Raw genomic sequence first — 15373 nt, 5'->3', positions numbered from 1 at the left:
AGGATGAAAAAAATGGTGCTGTCCATCGTGACGCTTGGTGTTATCTTTATGGGCGGAGTCGTCTATTTCATAAAAGATGGAGGGAATACCGATAAACAAATAGGGTCTGCCAACGTAGCCAGACAGACTCATACCGTCAGCTATTCTGATCGCCCAAAATATACAAATATAAAGGACTTGGGCAAGGCGTCCGACTGCATCTTTGTCGGAACTGTTGAAGGAGTGGCTGGCACACGAAATTTGGCGCGCAATCCAAACGATCCAGCCGAAGAAGATCCGAATATTTATGTTGAAGGAGTGGACTATAACGTAAAAGTGATCGAAGTCTTGAAAGGGAAAGCAGATTCTCATGTTCTTGTCACGGAACAAAAGCAAACGAAGTTAGGCAAGGACGAGCCGATGGTTGTGGATGAGCATTACATCGGTTTGACATCCGGACAAACCTATATCTTTTTTGTCAAAAAATCGAATTTGACCGGCCGCTATTACAGTGTTGGAGATCCGTTTTTCTTTGCCCTTGAGAACAACCAAGTGGTGCTAAAGACGAAAGAAAAGGATTTGCTGGAGATTTATAAACCTGAAGAGGTAAAGGCGTTCAAAGCGAAAGTGAAAGAAGCAGTGGGGGAATGATGTTTCGTTTCCTCCACTGATTTTGATCAAGAGCGATTCGATTGCACAAGCATATTTTTTCCCTATTTTGCCCAATGTAAAGTATGATGAGAAGCAGAGAACATTCCAGATTGTAAAGGAGGAAGGCGGGCATGACGAAACGAGTGCTTATGGTGGTGACGAACCATACGACGATCACCGACGATCACAAAACTGGGCTTTGGCTTGAAGAGTTTGCCGTGCCGTATTTGGTGTTTAAAGAAAAAGGGTATGACGTGAAAGTGGCGAGCATCAAAGGCGGCGACGTGCCGTTGGATCCGCGCAGCATCAATGAGAAAGACCCGTCTTGGGCCGAGGCGGAAGCGGCGCTGAAAAACACGGCACGTTTAAGCAAAGATGACGCGAACGGATTTGACGCCATTTTTCTCCCCGGGGGACACGGGACGATGTTTGATTTCCCGGACAACGAAACGCTGCAATACGTGTTGCAGCAATTCGCCGAAGACGGCCGGATCATCGCCGCTGTCTGCCATGGGCCGTCAGGGTTGGTGAACGCGACATACAAAGACGGGGCGCCGATCGTGAAAGGGAAAACGGTCACGTCGTTTACCGATGAGGAAGAACGCGAGGTCGAGCTTGATGTGCATATGCCGTTTTTGCTTGAGTCGACCTTGCGCCTGCGCGGGGCGAATTTCGTCCGCGGCGAGAAATGGACCGATTTCTCGGTGCGCGACGGCAACTTGATCACCGGGCAAAACCCGCAATCGAGCCGGAGCACGGCGGAAAAAGTCGTCGCGGCGCTCGAAGAACGGGCATGAGGAAGCGAATGACAGACAGTTGGAGAGACGAGCGGAACGTACGGCCGCTCGTCAAGGACAAGACGCGCCCAAACAGCGAGGCGCGTCTTCTTTTTTACAAATTTCGTATCCGTGTTCATTAATCAACAAATTGCTCTATTTTAACCATTGATTGGAAGTTGAACTTTGCTATCATAATAAACAAATGTCACGATGAGGCTGAGCTTTTCAAAAACGTTGAGGAATGCCAGCCAGCCTGAATGACAACGGAAAGGAGCCAACGAGAATGGGAGAAACCATCGAGGTCATCCGCAACGGCGCCCAGCCGTCAACGAAAGGGCAAGAAGACTATTTTACCGGCTATGTCCGTGTTGATTCACTCTTTCAAGAAAATGAGTTCGCCCCGTACTCGGCGGCGTATGTTACCTTTGAGCCAGGGGCTCGCACGGCATGGCACATCCATCCGACGGGGCAGCGATTGATCGTTACCTACGGCGTTGGGTGGGTGCAAGAATGGGGTGGACCCGTTCGTGAAGTGCGGGCGGGGGATGTCGTTTGGTTCCCGCCGGGCGTCAAGCATTGGCACGGAGCGACGCCAACCACGGCGATGACCCATATCGCCTTAACGGGAGTTGCCAACGGCAAAGGGGTCGAGTGGCTCGAAAAAGTGACTGATGAGCAATATCACAAGAGTGAATAGGGGGCGGAAAACGTGGCGTCATGGTCAAACGAGGAGCTGCACCAAATCGCTGCGGCTGATGATCTTCACATTTCGCCGTTCCGCGAGGACGGCAAAACGTATGGAACGCCGACATGGGTTTGGTCGGTGATTGTCGGCGATTCTCTTTATGTGCGCGCCTATCATGGTCAGCAATCCCGTTGGTATCAAGCGGCCATCCGGCAAAGGGCTGGACGGATTACAGTCGCCGGCATGACGAAAGAAGTCGCATTCGAACCGGTTGCTGGATCTATCAACGACCTCATCGATGACGCGTACCGGGAAAAGTACAAAGGAAGCCCGTATCTCGACGCGATGATCAGCACCCGCGCTCGGGCGGCGACGGTCAAAATCGTTCCACGCTAAATGCTTCAGAAACGTCACCGACAACCGTCTACAGGCAATGGTCGGTGACGCTTTTTGTTAGTCAAAATTGCGGTCCAACAGCCGCCCTGTCTGTTCGGCGATGACGCGCGCCGGAAGCGGCATGCCGTGCTTGAACCACCATTCGACAATTCCAACGACGGCGGAAGCAAAAAATTGCAAGACAAGATCTTCGCTAAGCCCCTTGTTCTTTCCGTTCGATGTGTCGACGTCCGGTTTGAATTCCTCGATCACCAACTGTAAAAAACGATGACGGAAGTGAGGAGCGCCTTTGCTCGATAACATCGTCGAGAAAAAGAGCCGATGGCGTTCAAAGTATTCGTACCAGATATAATTTCCTTCCTCAAACGTCAAATCGGAAGCCTCGCGGCAAAGCTGCCGCAAATTGTCCATATGTTCTTCGATCATCTTGTCCAATAAATCGTATTTATCCGTGTAATGGAGATAAATGGTTCCCCGGTTCACGTTTGCCCGATCGGCGATTTCTTGAATCGTAATGTCGTCAAACGGTTTTTCCGCCATCAATTCAATAACGGCATTTTTAATGGCTTCTTGGCTTTTGATGACTCTGCGGTCGATTTTCGCCATGACTGAATTCCCCACCTCTCCTAAAGATTGTCGACTATTTTTGATCGAATCATCGCCAAATGATGACGCATACCCGCTTTTTTGATAATAATAAACGAATGTTGATTATTGAATCAATATTGATTTTCGTAGAGAAACAATTTGCCGGTGACGTTTGAACAACGAAGGCGCTCCATCGTCTTGCAGGAGGCATGCGAGGGATGGACAGGCGAGCAGCTGGCATGAACAAGAAAGGAAGACGGCGCGACATCAGGCGAATCGATGTTCGCGCAAGAAGCAAGGAGAGGCCTGTGAACAAACCGGCCTCTCTTTCATTTACGCATTCGCTCTGTCTCCATATTCAGCCCGCAAACGTTTCGCATCTTCTTTCGGCGGTCGTCCGAATAGGCGGGAATATTCGCGGCTGAACTGTGACGGGCTTTCATAGCCGACTTGAAAAGCGACATCAGCGGCATCGATCAACTCTGTTAACAAGAGCCGCCGGGCTTCCTGAAGCCGCAGCTGTTTTTGAAACTGAATCGGGCTCATCCCTGTCACCTCTTTAAAATGACGATGGAGCGATGCTGCGCTCATATGAGATAAATCAGCCAGCTCTTCGATGCGGATCGGTTGATGATAGTGTTCTTTAATATATTCGATGACATGATAAATTTGGCGGGCATGGCTGGTTTGGACGGCCATTTGTTGGAGGACATCGCCATACGGCCCGTGCAAAACGCGATACAAAATTTCTTTTTTGTAAATCGGTGCTAAGACGTCGATATGTTCTGGGGTGTCGAGCAGGCGCACGAGCCTCATGACCGCATCGAGCAGCGGAGGCTCAACCGCACTGACGAACATTGCTCGTTTTGGCTTTTTTTGCAGGGAAACGTCGTTGTCGGTGTGCTGCAGCAGTTCGACGATTTGATGGAGCGCAAATTCCATCCGCAAGGCCAAATACGGCGTCTGTTCGCTTGCTTCGACCACTTGGGAAATAACTGGCAAGTCGACAGAGGCGACAAGATAGTGAGTCGGATTGTACGTAAACCGTTCCCCCGCCAGCCAGACATCTTTTCTGCCTTGCACGATTAGACAAAACGCCGGGCGTTGGACGCCATGTTTCGGTGTTGTGGGATGCGATTCGCGAAAAAGAAGAAGCGATGGAATCTCTGTTTCGTAAACGCCGTCTTTTCCTGTATGGCGCTCGATGAGCACCACCAATTCATGTTGTTGTTCAATGATTGATTTCAATTGTTTTTCCCCCTTCCACTACAATTTATTTTACGCAAACTTCTTCCACAACCGAAAGAGGTCTGAGAGAATTAGGCAATGATTTGCGAGGATTGTGATACCGGTTGCTGGGCAAAAGGGAGCATAATAACATTGTCCGGTGCGCGCTAAGGATGAAGCTTGCTAGCGCATCCTTTGGGCGATATGAGTGACCTAAATGACGATGAAAGGGAGAGTGCGATGCAAACCGTTACGTTGAACAATGGTGTTAAGATGCCGATCCTAGGGTTTGGTGTATATCAAATCACCGATTTCGATTTGTGCGAACAATGCGTCTATGATGCGCTCATGACCGGCTATCGCCTCATTGACACAGCAGCTGCTTATCAAAATGAAGAGGCGGTCGGGCGGGCGATCAAACGGAGCGGCATTCCAAGGGAAGACATCTTTGTGACGACGAAGCTGTGGATTCAAGACGCCGGCTATGAGAACACGAAACGAGCCTTTGCGAGATCGCTCGAGCGGTTGCAGCTCGATTATGTTGATTTGTATTTAATTCACCAGCCATTTGGTGATATATACGGCTCATGGCGCGCCATGGAAGAACTGTATCGCGAAGGGAAAATTCGCGCGATTGGCGTGAGCAACTTCCACACGGATCGTCTCATCGATTTGATTCTTCATCATGAAGTGACTCCAGCCGTCAACCAAATTGAGACGCATCCGTTCTGCCAGCAAACGGAGAGTGCAGAATGGATGAAACAGCACAATGTCCAACTTGAGTCGTGGGCGCCGTTTGCGGAAGGAAGAAACGGCATCTTCCAAAATGAAGTGTTAGTATCCATCGCGAAAAAGCATCATAAATCGGTTGCCCAAGTCATTTTGCGTTGGCTGACACAAAGGGGGATTGTAGCGATTCCTAAGTCGGTGCATAAAGAGCGCATTGTGGAGAACTTCCAAATCTTTGATTTTGAGCTTGATCAAGACGATATGAACAAAATCGCCGCACTTGATACGAAGCAAAGCTTGTTCTTTTCCCATCGCGACCCGGAATTCGTGAAATGGCTCTGCCAGTACCGATTGGAAATTTAATGGGGAATAAAAAGGGGGGGAAAAGGATGCAAAAACGTCAACTAGGCGAAAGCGGATTGGAAGTGTCCGCGATTGGACTCGGCTGCATGGGGATGAGCTACGGCTATGGACCGGCTGCGGACAAAAAAGAGATGATTGCGCTCATTCATGCGGCTGTGGAGCGCAGGGGACATGTTTTCGATGCAGCGCATTGGCTGTGGTCGTTTCTTTCGTGCTTTTCACACCGTTTCGACAACGAATGATTGCAAACAGTGTCGAGCAAACAGAGGGAAAGGATGGGGTGGAATGATATGGAATATGTGAAACTTGGCAACACCGGTTTGGACGTGTCGCGCATTTGCCTTGGCTGCATGAGCTTCGGCGTCGCCGATCGATGGATTCACCCGTGGGTGTTGGATGAGGAGAAAAGCCGTCCGATCATCAAAAAAGCTCTGGAGTTGGGGATTAACTTTTTTGATACGGCCAATGTGTATTCTGACGGAACGAGTGAGGAAATTATCGGGCGCATTTTAAAAGAGTACGCCAATCGGGAGGAAATCGTCATCGCCACGAAAGTGTATTTCTCTGTGCACGAAGGACCCAATCGGAAAGGGCTGTCCCGAAAAGCCATCATGAGCGAGATCGACAAAAGTTTGAAACGTCTAGGCACTGATTATGTCGATCTGTATCAAATTCACCGCTGGGATTACGATACGCCGATTGAAGAAACGATGGAAGCGCTGCATGACGTGGTGAAAGCGGGAAAAGCGCGGTACATCGGCGCCTCTTCGATGTACGCCTGGCAGTTTTTGAAAGCCAACCACACAGCAGAAAAACACGGGTGGACGAAATTTGTGTCGATGCAAAATCATTATAATCTCATATATCGCGAGGAAGAACGGGAAATGTTGCCGCTTTGCCAAGAAGAAAACATTGCCGTCATTCCATACAGCCCGCTGGCGTCAGGAAGACTGGCGCGCGACGCATCGGAAACAACGCATCGTTCGGAAACCGATCAAATCCAACGGTCGAAATACGACACCACGGCCGAAGCGGATCGAGTGATCATCGAACGGGTCGCTGAGCTCTCCAAAAAACACGGCGTGAAGCGCGCGCAAATCGCGCTTGCTTGGCTGCTGCATAAAGAACCGGTCACCGCGCCGATCGTCGGGGCGACGAAGCTGTCCCATCTCGAAGAGGCTGTCGGTGCGCTATCCGTTTCATTAACGCCGGAAGAAATCGCTTATTTAGAAGAACCGTATGTGCCGCATCCGGTCGTTGGCCATCGGTAACCTAGGAGGCTGGTGATTTAATCGTGGATACCGCTTTACAATGTTATTTCTCAATTAGAAAAACCTTGTTACATCGGTCCTGCTTTTCGCTCATTCTCCCATTGATGAAAGGAATCAGCGGTTTTTCACCAGCCTTCTAGGGGAAAAGGCTGTCCGAAACACCCGGCTTGCCGGATCGGACAGCCTTTTTCGTTTGAAAATACCTGCAAAAACGAAGACACGCGGGAAAAATGGGAAACGGTGTCATTGGTGTCGTTCAGCCGCGGCGGATTGGCCGTTGCAGCGGAGCCGGCGCTAACGTTTCCCATGGGCGCGGATCGAAACGATTACCGGCGCTTGGCGATGGCAAGCGCCTTTTTCGTATTGGCAAAATGAAGCTTGGCGCACGTCTCAAGCATCTCTTCCCCTCGCACGCGGATGATTCGGGCGGCGGCTTCGTCAACGATGGCGCCGGCCCCTTTCGGAAGCGGGAGGCCGATGGTGCGGGATAATCGCTCCATCTCTTCTAAAAACACATAGCGGGCGATGATCGAAGCCGCGGCGACCGCCACGTGCACGCTTTCTGCTTTCGGCAGGCAATGCACCCGCTCGCTGACGATGCGCGTTTCATCCGCGAGGTAGCGGAAATACAAGTCGCGTTCTAAAAATTGGTCGATGATGATCGCTTCCGGTTCGATGGGCGCGATGGCGTCAACGAGTTTCGCGAGCGTCCGGTTGTGAAGGAGCGCCTTCATTTTCGTCTGCGGCATGCCGCTTCGCTGCCAGCGGTTGTATGCGGCGTTGTCGAGCACGGTGACCGCATGCGGCGTCGTTTCCATCATAGCCGGTGCGATCCGTTTGATCGCTTCATCGTTCAATTGTTTCGAATCTTTCACGCCGAGCGCCGCGATGTTGGCGATATGCGGCCGATCAACGTAGGCGGCGGCGACGACGATCGGGCCGAAATAGTCCCCGGTGCCGACTTCATCCGAACCGATGGCAGAAAGCTTCGCGAGCCTATGTTCCAATGGGGGCGAGGTGCTCTCTCTCCCCTGTCGTTTGGCTGGGTCAGCTCCCTGCTTCCCCATCCATTTCGCCGCTTCTTGTTCCGCCGCTTTCCCTTGAAACAGCACTTTCCCCGAGCGGTAGGCGGTGATCGCGACATCCGGGCGCTTGACGGCAAACAACGCTCCGGGTGGAAGCCGGTCGGACAAGGCGTCTTGGTAGTGAGCGCGCAAGGCGTCAAGAAGCTGTCGGTCGGCTTGAATCACATAGTTTGACAACGTTCCCTCTCTCCTTTATCCTCTTCTGGATCCCTTTGTGTCGCATCTTTCCATTATACCAGCGTTCGTGATATGATAAACAGTAGGATTTGGCGAAATGGGGGAGAAAGCTTGACAGAACAGCCAAAAACGCGGGTGAGCGTCCGCATCTACGGTCAAGACTATACGATCGTCGGCACGGAAAGCCCGGCCCATATCCGGCTTGTGGCGGCGTTCGTTGACGATAAAATGCATGAGTTCAGCGAAAGAAACCCGATGCTTGATGTGCCGAAACTGGCCGTCTTGACGGCCGTCAATATTGCTAGTGAGTATTTAAAGTTAAAGGAAGAATACAACCGGCTTCGTGAACAGCTGAAGAAGGAGAAGGATGGGGGACGCGATGCTTGATGTCGTGTTGCTGTTTGTCCTGTTGCTCGGAGCGATGATTGGCTTAAAGCGCGGCTTTATTCTCCAATTCATTCATATGGCCGGGTTTTTCATTGCTTTTTTCGTCGCCTACCGCTATTATGAGCGGTTTGTGCCGACATTGCGTCTTTGGATTCCGTATCCGACGTTTGGCGACCCGGAGACGGTGAAGCTGTTGTTTCAGAGCACCCATTTAGATGATGCCTATTATCGGGCGATTTCTTTTGCACTTTTATTTTTTGTGGTGAAAATCGTTCTTCAGATCATCGGCTCGATGCTCGATTTCGTCGCTCAGCTGCCGCTGTTGCGCAGCGTCAACCGCTTGGCCGGGGCGGCGCTCGGATTTGCGGAAGTGTATTTGCTTGTCTTTTTGCTTTTGTATATCGGCGCGCTCGTGCCGATTGACAGCGTCCAAGAGCAGCTGCAGCGTTCGCTCATGGCAACCGCGATTGTGAAACATACGCCGGTGTTGTCGGAGATGCTTGACCATTGGTGGATTCATGGCCGCGTCTGACCGAGCGCGGCCGCGGTGTTTTGGGAAAGGAAGGGGACGAGAATGAACGTCCATAAAAAAGAGGTTATCCGCCTGCTCGAAACGATCGCATTGTATATGGAGATCAAAGGGGAAAATCCGTTTAAGGTGAACGCGTTTCGCAAAGCGGCGAACGCCTTGGAAACGGACGAACGAAGCCTGACGGAAATCGGCGATTTCACCGCCATTCCCAGCATCGGCAAAAGCACGGCGGCGATCATCACCGAGTTTGTCGAAACCGGTTCATCGTCGGTGCTCGAAGAATTAAAGCGCGATATTCCGGAAACGCTGCTCGCCTTGCTTAAGATCCCGGGGCTTGGCGGCAAAAAAATCGCCAAGCTGCATCAAGAGCTGGGCATTGTCGATATGGACGGATTGAAAGAAGCGTGCCTGGCGGGAAAGGTGCGGGCGCTTCCCGGCTTCGGCGCGAAAACGGAGGAAAAGCTGCTGATGGCCATGGAAGAGGCGGGCAAACGCCCCGAGCGGCTGCCGCTTGCCCGGGTGTTGCCGATGGCGGCCGATATCGAGCGCCAGCTTGCCGAAATGGATGGGGTGGTTCGCTTTTCGCGGGCCGGCAGTTTGCGGCGCTGGAACGAAACGGTGAAAGATTTGGACTATGTCATTGCCACCGCCCGCCCGGCGGTGGTGCGCGAGGCGCTGCTTCGGCTGCCGCACATCCGCGAGGTGATCGCCGCCGGGGAGACGAAAGTGTCGCTTCTGTTTCAGTATGAGGATGAGATCGCCGCGGACTTCCGGTTGGTCAGCGAAGCGCAATTTGCGACCGCTCTTCACCATTTCACTGGATCGAAGGACCATAATGTGCGGATGCGCCAGCTCGCCAAAGAACGCGGGGAAAAAATCAGCGAATACGGCGTCGAAGACCAAACGACAGGCAAGGTGAAAACGTTCCCGAATGAAGCGGCGTTTTACGCCCATTTCGGGCTGCCGTATATTCCGCCTGAGCTGCGTGAAGACGGCACGGAGGTGGAGCGGTTTTCGGCTGATTGGCCGCTTGTGCGCCTTGAAGACATGCAAGGCGATTTGCATATGCATTCGGCATGGAGCGACGGCGCGTGTTCGCTCGAGGAGCTTGCCGAGGCGTGCCGCCGCCGCGGCTACCGGTATATCGCCATTACCGACCATTCGCACTATTTGAAGGTCGCCAACGGCTTGACGCCGGAGCGGCTGCGGCGCCAGCGCGAGGAAATTGAGCGGCTGAACGCGCGCTATTCGGATTTGACGATTTTGGCCGGCGTCGAAATGGATATTTTGCCGGATGGAACGCTAGATTATGATGATGATGTGCTCGAGGAGCTTGATTTTGTCATCGCCGCCATTCATTCCGGGTTCAAACAGCCGCGTGAGACGATCATGAAGCGGTTGGAAGCGGCGCTTCGCCATCCGTGCGTCGATGTCATCGCCCACCCGACCGGCAGGCTGATCGGCCAGCGCGCCGGCTATGACGTCGATATCGAGCGGCTGATCGAGCTGGCGGCGGAGACAAAGACGATCCTTGAGCTGAATGCCAATCCAAACCGGCTTGATTTGTCGGCTGCTTATGTGAAAAAAGCGGAGGAAGCAGGGGCGTACATCGCCATCAGCACGGACGCCCACCATTTGGACATGCTTGACGATATGGCGGTGGGGGTGGCCACGGCCCGGAAAGGCTGGATCAAGAAAGACACGGTCGTCAACACATGGCCGCTTGAGAAGCTGCAACAGTTTTTGCGCGACAAACGAAAGAAATGAATCAGCTGGGGGTTAGATACGTGCAACAAAAAGTGCTTCACACCCTAGAATTCGATAAAGTGAAAGCGCAGTTGGCCGAGCATGCGTCCTCGCCGCTCGGTTTGGAAAAAATCGATGCGCTCATACCGTCTTCTGATTTCAAGGAGGTGTCCGCTTGGCTCGAGGAAACGGATGAAGCCGCTGCGGTCTTGCGGCTGGCCGGCTATGCGCCGCTCGACGGGGTGGTCGACGTTCGTCCGCATTTGAAGCGGGCGGCGATCGGCGGTACGCTCAGCCCACAAGAGCTGCTGGAAGTGGCGGCGACAGCGGCCGCAAGCCGGCAAATGAAGCGGCTGATCACCGATCTGCAAGAGGAGCACGGCGGCCTGGAGCGCCTTGCTTCGTATGCCGATGAGCTTGCCGAGGCGCCGGAACTCGAGCATGACGTTCGCCGCTCGATCGACGACCATGGCGAAGTATTGGATGCGGCGAGCGACCGCCTTCGCTCGCTGCGCGGGCAAATTCGGTCAGTGGAAGCGCGCATCCGCGAGAAACTCGAGAGCATCATCCGCTCGCCGTCGGCGCAAAAGCGGCTGTCGGACGCCATTGTTACGATCCGCAACGACCGGTACGTCATCCCGGTGAAACAAGAGTATCGAAGCGCTTACGGCGGCATCGTCCATGACCAGTCGGCGTCCGGGGCGACGCTGTTTATCGAGCCGCAGGCGGTCGTGGAGTTAAACAACGCGCTGCGCGAGGCGCGGATGAAAGAAAAGCAGGAAATCGAACGCATTTTGCGCGAACTTTCGGCCAAAGTCGCCGCACAGGCCGAGCCGCTTGCGCGGGCGGTCGAAGCGCTCGCGGCGCTTGATTTTGCGTTCGCCAAGGCGAAGTACGCCCGCCGGATTCAGGCGACCAAACCAGCCGTCAACAACCGCGGCTACCTTCGCTTTTGCCAGGCTCGCCATCCGCTGCTTGATCAAGAGAAGGCGGTGCCGAATGACATTGAGCTGGGCGGCGATTATACGACGATCGTCATCACCGGACCGAACACCGGCGGGAAAACGGTGACGTTAAAAACGATCGGCTTGTTGACAGTAATGGCGCAAGCGGGGCTGTTCATCCCGGCGGCCGACGGATCGGAAGCGGCGGTGTTCCGTTCTGTTTTCGCTGATATTGGCGATGAGCAGTCGATTGAACAAAGCTTGAGCACGTTCTCGTCCCATATGGTCAATATTGTTGACATTTTGCGCCATGTCGATGGCGAAAGCCTCGTGTTGTTTGACGAGCTTGGGGCCGGCACCGACCCGCAGGAAGGAGCGGCGCTGGCGATCGCCATTTTGGATGAAGTGCACGGCCGCGGGGCGCGGACGGTGGCGACGACGCATTATCCCGAGTTGAAAGCCTACGGCTACAACCGCGCGGGCGTGGTAAATGCGAGCGTCGAATTTGACACCGAAACGCTCCGCCCGACGTATAAACTGTTGATCGGCATTCCCGGACGCAGCAACGCCTTTGACATTTCACGCCGCTTGGGGCTTGATGAGCGGATTATCGAGCGGGCGAAAGCCCAAGTGAGCGCGGAAAGCCATAGCGTGGAAAACATGATCGCCTCGCTGGAGAAAAGCAAAAAGCAAGCCGAGGAAGACGAAGCGCGGGCGCGCGCGGCGCTTGAGGAAGCCGAGCGGATGCGCGCTGAGTGGGAGCAAAAGCTCGAGGCGCTGGAAGAGGAAAAAGAAGAGCGGCTTGCTGAAGCGGCGAAGCAGGCAACTGACATCATCCGTGCGGCTGAGAGCGAGGCGGAGCGGATCATAAAGGAGCTGCGCCGCTTGCAAAAAGAAAAGCGGGCGGAAGTAAACGAGCAGGAGCTCGTCGAGGCGAAACAGCGGCTCGCTGCTGCGGTGCCAAAAGTGGAGAAGCGGAAAAAGGCGAAAAAGGCCGTCTCACGCCATGTGTTCCAGCCGGGCGATGAAGTGAGAGTCACGAGCCTCAACCAAAAAGGCTATTTGATCGAAAAAGTGTCGGACGACGAATGGCAAGTGCAGCTTGGCATTTTGAAAATGAAAATTCATGAGCGCGATTTGGAGTATATGGGCAGCGCGCCGGCGAACGAAGTGACGCCGGTTGCGACGGTGAAAGGCAAGGACGCCCATGTGAGCCTCGAGCTTGACTTGCGCGGCGAACGGTACGAAGACGCTCTCATTCGGCTTGAGAAATACTTGGATGATGCCGTGCTCGCCGGCTACCCGCGCGTTTCGATCATCCACGGCAAAGGGACGGGCGCTCTCCGTCAAGGAGTGCAGCAGTTTTTAAAACAACACCGAGCGGTGAAAAGCTTCCGGTTCGGAGAGGCGAATGAAGGCGGCACCGGAGTGACGATCGTGGAACTGAAATGATGGGGGCGATGGCAATGGCATCGTTTTGGGAGCAAGACATGGTGAAAACGGCGGCCAATTTCAGCGTTGCCGTGTTGTGCATCGTCGTCTTTTTAGCCGTATTTGAATTGGTGACGAAGTACAAAAACTGGGAAGAGATTCGCAAAGGCAATGTGGCGGTGGCGATGGCAACCGGCGGGAAAATTTTCGGCATCGCCAACATTTTTCGCTATGCACTCGCCCGCCATGAGTCGCTGCCGTCGATGATCGGCTGGGGAATGTATGGGTTTTTTCTTCTGCTCGCCGCTTACTTTATTTATGAATTTTTGACGCCGAAATTCAATATTGATGACGAAATTGCCAATGACAACCGGGCCGTCGGATTCATTTCGCTGTCCATTTCCGTCGGCTTGTCGTTTGTCATCGGCGAAGGCATTCAGTAAAGGGGAACAACGAATGAACGCAGTAGTCAAATGGTTGTTGATCGCGGTCGGGCTGCTGTTGATCGCCGGCATCGTCTATATGGCGGTGCGCAATCGGTCAGTCGATGTACTGGCGAAAATCTTGTTTGCCATCTGCGCGTGTTTTTTCTTTATTGGCTTAGTGTACTGGTTTTGGTAACGCTCGGGTTCAAGCCTGGCGTTCTTTTTTTGATGAAAAATTAGAAAAAGTGAAATAAAATAAAGGCAAGGGGGGATTGGGATGGAAAAACCATGGCTTGCTCATTACCCGCCGGAGATTCCGCATACGCTTGACTATCCAAGGAAAACGCTTTCTGATTATTTGCGGGAGACGGCGGAGCAATTCGGAGACCATGAGGCGATCGACTTTTTGGGCAAGACGATGACGTTTCGCCAGCTGTACGAGCAAGCATTGACATTCGCGCATTATTTGCGGACGATCGGATTGAAAAAAGGGGATCGGGTGGCGATTATGCTGCCGAATTGCCCGCAGGCGGTCATCAGCTACTACGGGACGCTCATGGCTGGCGGCATTGTCGTGCAGACGAACCCGCTTTACACCGAGCATGAGCTTGAATACCAGCTCAACGACAGCGGCGCCTCGGTGTTCGTGACGATGGATATTCTGTATCCAAAGGCGGAAGGATTGAAAGGGAGAACGCTGGTCAAACATTGGATTGTCACGAGAATGCAAGAGTATTTGCCCACGGTGAAGAAATGGCTGTATCCGTTTGTGCAGCGGAAGCAAAACATGCCCATCGTCCGCATCGAGGAAAGCGAAACCGTTCATTTGTTCCGCACGATCGTCAGCCGGAAGGAAACGGCGCCGATCGGGGTGAACATCGATCCGGTGGACGATGTGGCGCTGCTGCAATATACAGGCGGCACGACGGGGCATCCGAAAGCGGCTATGTTGACGCATCGCAATTTGATTGCGAATACACTCATGTGCGCCCATTGGGTGTATAAGTGTAAAAAAGGCAAGGAAACGGTGCTCGGCGTGCTTCCGTTTTTCCACGTGTACGGCATGACGACGGTCATGAATTTGTCCGTGATGATGGCAAGCAAAATGGTGCTGCTCCCGCGGTTTGATGTGAAACAAACATTGAAAACGATCGAGCGCACCCGGCCGACGATGTTTCCAGGCGCGCCGACGATGTACATCGCTTTGTTGAACCACCCAGATTTGCCGAAATATGATTTATCTTCAATCAACGTCTGCATCAGCGGCTCCGCTCCGCTGCCGGTCGAAGTGCAGGAGCAGTTTGAGCGGGCGACGGGCGGAAAACTCATTGAAGGATATGGGTTGACCGAGGCGTCCCCTGTCACCCACAGCAACTTCCTTTGGCATGGGGAGCGGGTGAAAGGAAGCATCGGCGTCCCATGGCCGGATACGGAAGCGAAAATCGTTTTGCTTGAAACGGGGGAAGAAGGAAAGCCTGGCGAGGTCGGAGAGCTGGTCGTGCGCGGTCCACAAGTGATGAAAGGCTACTGGAACCGCCCGGAAGAGACCGAGCAAGTGCTGCGCGACGGATGGCTGTACACCGGCGACATCGGATATATGGATGAGCGCGGCTATTTTTACATCGTCGACCGCAAGAAAGATGTCATTATCGCCGGCGGTTACAACATTTACCCGCGCGAAGTCGAAGAAGCGCTGTATGAGCATCCGAAAGTGCAGGAAGCAGCCGTGATCGGCGTTCCTGATCCGTACCGCGGGGAGACGGTGAAAGCGTTCGTCGTGGTAAAACCGGGGGAAACGTGCAGCGAACAGGAGCTTGATGTGTTTATGCGCGAACGGCTTGCTGCTTACAAAGTGCCACGTCTGTATGAGTTCCGCAGCGAACTGCCGAAGACGGCAGTTGGAAAAATTTTGCGTCGCGTGTTGGTCGAAGAGGAGAAAAAGAAGCTTGACAAATCGGCAGAATTGACCGTAAAATGA

At 53.4% G+C, this 15373-nt stretch carries 17 protein-coding genes; 14 read left to right on the top strand and 3 right to left on the bottom strand.

Going from position 1 to position 15373, the window contains the following annotated elements; genetic code table 11:
* The first annotated feature begins 3 nt into the window (after positions 1-3).
* The 4 genes from ETC05_RS04990 (at position 4) to ETC05_RS04975 (ending at position 2490) form a co-directional block, all read left to right on the top strand.
* On the top strand, positions 4-630 hold the full coding sequence (locus tag ETC05_RS04990; RefSeq protein WP_044743513.1) for a hypothetical protein: 627 nt from the start codon (positions 4-6) through the stop codon (positions 628-630).
* A 131-nt stretch (positions 631-761) separates the two neighbouring features.
* Positions 762-1427 carry a type 1 glutamine amidotransferase domain-containing protein gene (locus tag ETC05_RS04985; RefSeq protein ID WP_171660496.1) on the top strand — a complete coding sequence of 222 codons (666 nt, stop codon included), beginning with the start codon at positions 762-764 and terminating at the stop codon, positions 1425-1427.
* A gap of 265 nt (positions 1428-1692) precedes the next feature.
* Entirely contained in the window at positions 1693-2106 is a 414-nt protein-coding gene (locus ETC05_RS04980) for a (R)-mandelonitrile lyase (protein ID WP_171660495.1), read from the top strand.
* A gap of 12 nt (positions 2107-2118) precedes the next feature.
* A complete protein-coding gene (locus ETC05_RS04975) occupies positions 2119-2490 on the top strand; it encodes a DUF2255 family protein (protein WP_171660494.1) in 372 nt (123 codons plus the stop codon).
* Between the two features lie 57 nt (positions 2491-2547).
* Here ETC05_RS04975 and ETC05_RS04970 read toward each other — a convergent pair whose 3' ends face one another.
* Together ETC05_RS04970 and ETC05_RS04965 are read right to left on the bottom strand one after the other, a co-directional pair.
* Positions 2548-3096: a TetR/AcrR family transcriptional regulator gene (locus ETC05_RS04970; RefSeq protein WP_171660493.1), complete on the bottom strand. Its 549-nt coding sequence runs from the start codon at positions 3094-3096 to the stop codon at positions 2548-2550.
* Positions 3097-3411: 315 nt separating this feature from the next.
* A complete protein-coding gene (locus tag ETC05_RS04965; RefSeq protein ID WP_171660492.1) occupies positions 3412-4326 on the bottom strand; it encodes an AraC family transcriptional regulator in 915 nt (304 codons plus the stop codon).
* 219 nt (positions 4327-4545) lie between these two features.
* Here ETC05_RS04965 and ETC05_RS04960 point away from each other — a divergent pair, with 219 nt between their 5' ends.
* The 3 genes from ETC05_RS04960 to ETC05_RS04950 are packed head-to-tail and all read left to right on the top strand — an operon-like array spanning position 4546 to position 6668.
* Positions 4546-5397, top strand: a complete 852-nt coding sequence (locus tag ETC05_RS04960) for an aldo/keto reductase (RefSeq protein WP_171660491.1) — start codon at positions 4546-4548, stop codon at positions 5395-5397.
* 26 nt (positions 5398-5423) lie between these two features.
* Positions 5424-5639 carry a hypothetical protein gene (locus ETC05_RS18275; RefSeq protein ID WP_253263945.1) on the top strand — a complete coding sequence of 72 codons (216 nt, stop codon included), beginning with the start codon at positions 5424-5426 and terminating at the stop codon, positions 5637-5639.
* A gap of 48 nt (positions 5640-5687) precedes the next feature.
* Positions 5688-6668, top strand: a complete 981-nt coding sequence (locus ETC05_RS04950) for an aldo/keto reductase (RefSeq protein WP_031407804.1) — start codon at positions 5688-5690, stop codon at positions 6666-6668.
* A 326-nt stretch (positions 6669-6994) separates the two neighbouring features.
* Here the strand turns inward: ETC05_RS04950 and rnhC are convergent, their stop codons facing one another.
* A complete protein-coding gene (gene rnhC, locus ETC05_RS04945; protein WP_031407806.1) occupies positions 6995-7930 on the bottom strand; it encodes a ribonuclease HIII in 936 nt (311 codons plus the stop codon).
* A 111-nt stretch (positions 7931-8041) separates the two neighbouring features.
* Here rnhC and zapA point away from each other — a divergent pair, with 111 nt between their 5' ends.
* From zapA to ETC05_RS04910, 7 genes are all read left to right on the top strand, one after another.
* Entirely contained in the window at positions 8042-8317 is a 276-nt protein-coding gene (gene zapA / locus ETC05_RS04940; protein ID WP_031407808.1) for a cell division protein ZapA, read from the top strand.
* Positions 8310-8849, top strand: coding sequence for a CvpA family protein (locus ETC05_RS04935; protein ID WP_171660555.1), 540 nt, complete (start codon positions 8310-8312; stop codon positions 8847-8849). Before zapA ends, ETC05_RS04935 begins: the two co-directional genes overlap by 8 nt.
* Before the next feature lie 42 nt (positions 8850-8891).
* Entirely contained in the window at positions 8892-10616 is a 1725-nt protein-coding gene (polX, locus tag ETC05_RS04930; protein WP_171660490.1) for a DNA polymerase/3'-5' exonuclease PolX, read from the top strand.
* Positions 10617-10636: 20 nt separating this feature from the next.
* Entirely contained in the window at positions 10637-12991 is a 2355-nt protein-coding gene (locus ETC05_RS04925; RefSeq protein WP_368668027.1) for an endonuclease MutS2, read from the top strand.
* A 14-nt stretch (positions 12992-13005) separates the two neighbouring features.
* Positions 13006-13413, top strand: a complete 408-nt coding sequence (locus ETC05_RS04920) for a DUF350 domain-containing protein (protein WP_031407815.1) — start codon at positions 13006-13008, stop codon at positions 13411-13413.
* Positions 13414-13426: 13 nt separating this feature from the next.
* Positions 13427-13591: a hypothetical protein gene (locus ETC05_RS04915; protein WP_167332998.1), complete on the top strand. Its 165-nt coding sequence runs from the start codon at positions 13427-13429 to the stop codon at positions 13589-13591.
* Positions 13592-13672: 81 nt separating this feature from the next.
* Entirely contained in the window at positions 13673-15373 is a 1701-nt protein-coding gene (locus ETC05_RS04910) for a long-chain-fatty-acid--CoA ligase (RefSeq protein WP_031407817.1), read from the top strand.

This window comes from Geobacillus sp. BMUD (assembly GCF_013096845.1).
GTDB lineage: Bacteria > Bacillota > Bacilli > Bacillales > Anoxybacillaceae > Geobacillus > Geobacillus vulcani.
The sequence above is the reverse complement of the archived record's forward strand: the minus strand, read 5'-3'. Positions and strand labels throughout refer to the sequence as shown.

What these genes read in the sequence shown, in the direction of transcription:
- ETC05_RS04990 (WP_044743513.1), top strand. Translation starts at nt 4, where the DNA reads ATGAAAAAAATGGTGCTGTCCATCGTGACGCTTGGTGTTATCTTTATG.
- ETC05_RS04985 (WP_171660496.1), top strand. Translation starts at nt 762, where the DNA reads ATGACGAAACGAGTGCTTATGGTGGTGACGAACCATACGACGATCACC.
- ETC05_RS04980 (WP_171660495.1), top strand. Translation starts at nt 1,693, where the DNA reads ATGGGAGAAACCATCGAGGTCATCCGCAACGGCGCCCAGCCGTCAACG.
- ETC05_RS04970 (WP_171660493.1), bottom strand. Translation starts at nt 3,096, where the DNA reads ATGGCGAAAATCGACCGCAGAGTCATCAAAAGCCAAGAAGCCATTAAA.
- ETC05_RS04960 (WP_171660491.1), top strand. Translation starts at nt 4,546, where the DNA reads ATGCAAACCGTTACGTTGAACAATGGTGTTAAGATGCCGATCCTAGGG.
- ETC05_RS18275 (WP_253263945.1), top strand. Translation starts at nt 5,424, where the DNA reads ATGCAAAAACGTCAACTAGGCGAAAGCGGATTGGAAGTGTCCGCGATT.
- ETC05_RS04950 (WP_031407804.1), top strand. Translation starts at nt 5,688, where the DNA reads ATGGAATATGTGAAACTTGGCAACACCGGTTTGGACGTGTCGCGCATT.
- ETC05_RS04935 (WP_171660555.1), top strand. Translation starts at nt 8,310, where the DNA reads ATGCTTGATGTCGTGTTGCTGTTTGTCCTGTTGCTCGGAGCGATGATT.
- polX (WP_171660490.1), top strand. Translation starts at nt 8,892, where the DNA reads ATGAACGTCCATAAAAAAGAGGTTATCCGCCTGCTCGAAACGATCGCA.
- ETC05_RS04920 (WP_031407815.1), top strand. Translation starts at nt 13,006, where the DNA reads ATGGCATCGTTTTGGGAGCAAGACATGGTGAAAACGGCGGCCAATTTC.
- ETC05_RS04915 (WP_167332998.1), top strand. Translation starts at nt 13,427, where the DNA reads ATGAACGCAGTAGTCAAATGGTTGTTGATCGCGGTCGGGCTGCTGTTG.
- ETC05_RS04910 (WP_031407817.1), top strand. Translation starts at nt 13,673, where the DNA reads ATGGAAAAACCATGGCTTGCTCATTACCCGCCGGAGATTCCGCATACG.